Below are 3,194 nucleotides of genomic sequence, written 5' to 3' on the forward strand. Positions count from 1 at the left end.
CCGACCCCCGCGCCGACGCCGGTCCCCGCGCCCGCGCCGCCGCCGAAGCCGACCCCGGTTCCCAAGCCCGCGCCGAGCCCGACGCCGGCCAAGCCGGCCCCGGCCAAGAAGACCGACACCGACTTCTTCGCCTCGCTGGAAGCCTCGATCGCCAAGACCAAGAAGGCGACCGGCAAGCCCACGGCCAACGCCGCCAAGGGGCCGGCGCGGCCCGAGACCGCCACCCAGGCGCGCCCCGGCGCGGGGGCGATGACCGGGCTGCAGGCCGCGGCGATCGCCGGCATGAAGGATGAGATCCAGCGGCGCTGGAACCCCAATTGCGAGGTCGAAGGCGGCGCCGACGTCCACGTCAAGGTGACCTTCAAGCTGGCGCCGGGCGGACGGATCATGGGCGTGGTGACCGCCGGCGGCGCCGAGAGCTCCTCGAACCCGACCGTGAAGGCCGCCGCCGACCGCGCCATCCGCGCGGTGTACCAGTCGGCGCCCTTCGAGGGCCTGCCGCCGGATTATTATGGCCAGCTGCTGGAATTGAACTTCAAGGCGCGGGACGCCTGCGCCGCGCGATAGGGAAGACGAAAACATGACCCTGAAGTCCGTGTTCGCCGGCCTCGCCGCCGTCTTTGCCGTCAGCCTCGCCGTCGCGGCGTCGCCGGTCACGGCCAGAGCCCAGATCCAGGTCGATATCGACAAGGGCGCGGTCAAGCCGCTGCCGATCGCGGTCCCGGCCTTTTCCGGCGCCCAGCGCGGGGCCGAGATCGCCCAGGTCATCACCGGCAATCTCGAGCGCTCGGGGCTGTTCCAGCCACTAAACGTCTCGGCGGTGCCGGACAAGCTGCAGGACGTCAACGTCCAGCCGCGCTTCCCCGACTGGCAGGCGACGGGCGCCCAGGCCCTGATCAACGGCCAGGTCACCGTGGGCCCGGACGGCGGCCTGCGCGTCGATTTCCGCCTGTGGGACGTGTTCAGCCAGCAGCAGCTGCTGGGCCTGCAGTTCTCCTCGACGCCGGACAACTGGCGCCGCGTGGCCCACAAGATCAGCGACGCCGTCTATGAGCGCCTGACCGGCGAGAAGGGCTACTTCGACACCCGCGTGGCCTTCGTCGCCGAGAGCGGGCCCAAGCTGGCCCGCGTCAAGCGCCTGGCGATCATGGACCAGGACGGCGCCAATCCGCAGTACCTGACCGACGGCTCGTACATCGTGATGACGCCGCGCTTCAGCTCGACCAGCCAGGAACTGACCTATATGGCCCTGCGGCCCAACGGGTCGTCGATCTACCTCCTGAACCTGGAGACCAGCCGCCAGGAGACGGTCGGCAAGTTCCCCGGCATGGTGTTCGCCCCGCGCTTCTCGCCCGACGGCGCCAAGGTCGCCTTCTCGGTCGAGAAGGCCGGCAACAGCGACATCTATGTGATGGACCTGCGCAGCCGCGCCACGACCCGCATCACGACCGATCCGGCCATCGACACCTCGCCGTCCTTCTCGCCGGACGGCGGCAAGATCGTCTTCAACTCCGACCGCGGCGGCCAGGCCCAGCTCTATGTGATGAACGCGGACGGTTCGGGCGTGCGCCGGATCTCGTACGGCGGCGGTCGCTACACGACGCCGGTCTGGAGCCCGCGCGGCGACTTCATCGCCTTCACCAAGCAGACCGGCGGCGAGTTCCACATCGGCGTGATGCGGCCCGACGGCAGCGACGAGCGCCTTCTGACCACCAGCTATCTGGACGAGGGTCCGACCTGGGCGCCGAACGGCCGGGTGCTGATGTTCTTCCGCGAGGGGACCAGCGGCAATCCGCGTCTGTGGACGGTCGACATCACCGGCCGGATCCTGCGGCCGGCGGCCTATGGCGGCGCGGGCTCTGACCCCGCCTGGTCGCCGCTGCTGGACTGATCGGAACGTCGCGATCGCAACCGGGACGGAGCGTGAGCGTTGTTGGCCCGAGATCTTCACCGTCCCGTCTATTCGCCCCGGGAGTGAATCCGTGTCGTCTGTCGCGCGTCTGACATCATTGTGAGGCTTGTACAGACATTATAGAGGGTCCATTCCAAAGCTTGGACAGGTATGGATCAGGTCCAGAGTTCGTAGACTGAGGAGAAACTGGATGAGCTTCGACACCCAGCGCGCCGCTAGACTGGCGCTCGTCGGCTTGGCCGCCGCCTCGCTCGCCGCCTGCGCTTCGCGTCCGAAGCCCCAGCCCGCCCCGCCGGCCCCCGCGCCGGCGCCGGCCGCGCCGAGCACCCCCTACACCCCGCCGCCGGCCCCGCCGGTGTCGAGCGGCGTGCTGCCCGGCTCGGTGCAGGACTTCGTCGTCAATGTCGGCGACCGGGTCTATTTCGATACCGACGAATATTCGATCCGCGCCGACGCCCAGCCGGTCCTGGCCGGCCAGGCCCAGTGGCTCAACCGCTATCCGGCGGTGAAGATCCGCATCGAAGGCAACGCCGACGAACGCGGCACCCGCGAGTACAACCTGGCTCTGGGCGCTCGCCGCGCCAACGCCGTGCGCGACTTCCTGGTCGCTCAAGGCGTGTCGGCCGCCCGCATCGAGACGATCTCGTTCGGCAAGGAACGCCCGATCGATCCGGGTTCGACCGAAGAAGCCTGGGCCAAGAACCGTAACGGCCATACGGCCATCACGGACGGCGCCCGCTAAGACAGCTATCCATGGGGCGGCGCTCTTCGGAGTCGCCGCCCTAGTTTTGTCCGCGTCCTACCGGTAAATCACGGTCATGAAGCTGAAATCCGCTCTGCTCGCCGTTTTGCTCGCGTCGACCGCCGTCGTGGCCGCCGCGCAGACCCCGCTGCCCGAGGCCGATCCGCTGGACGACCGTTCGGCCAAGCGCGTGGAGCGGATGGAGAAGGTGGTGCGCGAGTTGCGGTCCATCGTCTTCCAGGGTCGCGACACCGGTAAGCCGGTGGTGGTGCAGCCGGCCGAGACCGACGCCCAGATCGCCTCGCTGAACGAGCGGCTGAGCGACCTGGAACAGACCCTGACCCGCCTGAACGGCCAGAACGAGACCGTGACCCACGATCTCGACCAGGCTCGCCGCGCCGCCGCCGACCAGAAGGCTCGCGCCGACGCGCTCGAGCAGCGCCTGGCGGCGCTGGAAAAGACGCTCGCCGATCTGCAGGCCGCCGCCGCCCAGACCGCCGCCGCCGCGCCGCCGCTGGCCGGCGGGACCACCCCGCCGCC

At 69.7% G+C, this 3,194-nt stretch carries 3 protein-coding genes and 1 pseudogene; all 4 read left to right on the forward strand.

All coding sequences use genetic code 11. The features are described from left to right. On the forward strand, nucleotides 1-567 hold a 567-nt coding region (locus tag Q0V34_RS20730), incomplete at its 5' end, for an energy transducer TonB (RefSeq protein ID WP_297516295.1). 13 nt (nucleotides 568-580) lie between these two features. Then, nucleotides 581-1,891: a Tol-Pal system beta propeller repeat protein TolB gene (gene tolB, locus Q0V34_RS20735; protein WP_297516298.1), complete on the forward strand. Its 1,311-nt coding sequence runs from the start codon at nucleotides 581-583 to the stop codon at nucleotides 1,889-1,891. 196 nt (nucleotides 1,892-2,087) lie between these two features. Further along, nucleotides 2,088-2,654, forward strand: coding sequence for a peptidoglycan-associated lipoprotein Pal (pal, locus tag Q0V34_RS20740; protein WP_297516300.1), 567 nt, complete (start codon nucleotides 2,088-2,090; stop codon nucleotides 2,652-2,654). Between the two features lie 76 nt (nucleotides 2,655-2,730). After that, nucleotides 2,731-3,194 (forward strand): annotated as a pseudogene (locus Q0V34_RS20745) (tol-pal system protein YbgF); the annotation flags it as partial.

Source organism: uncultured Caulobacter sp., assembly GCF_947036865.1.
Lineage (GTDB): Bacteria > Pseudomonadota > Alphaproteobacteria > Caulobacterales > Caulobacteraceae > Caulobacter.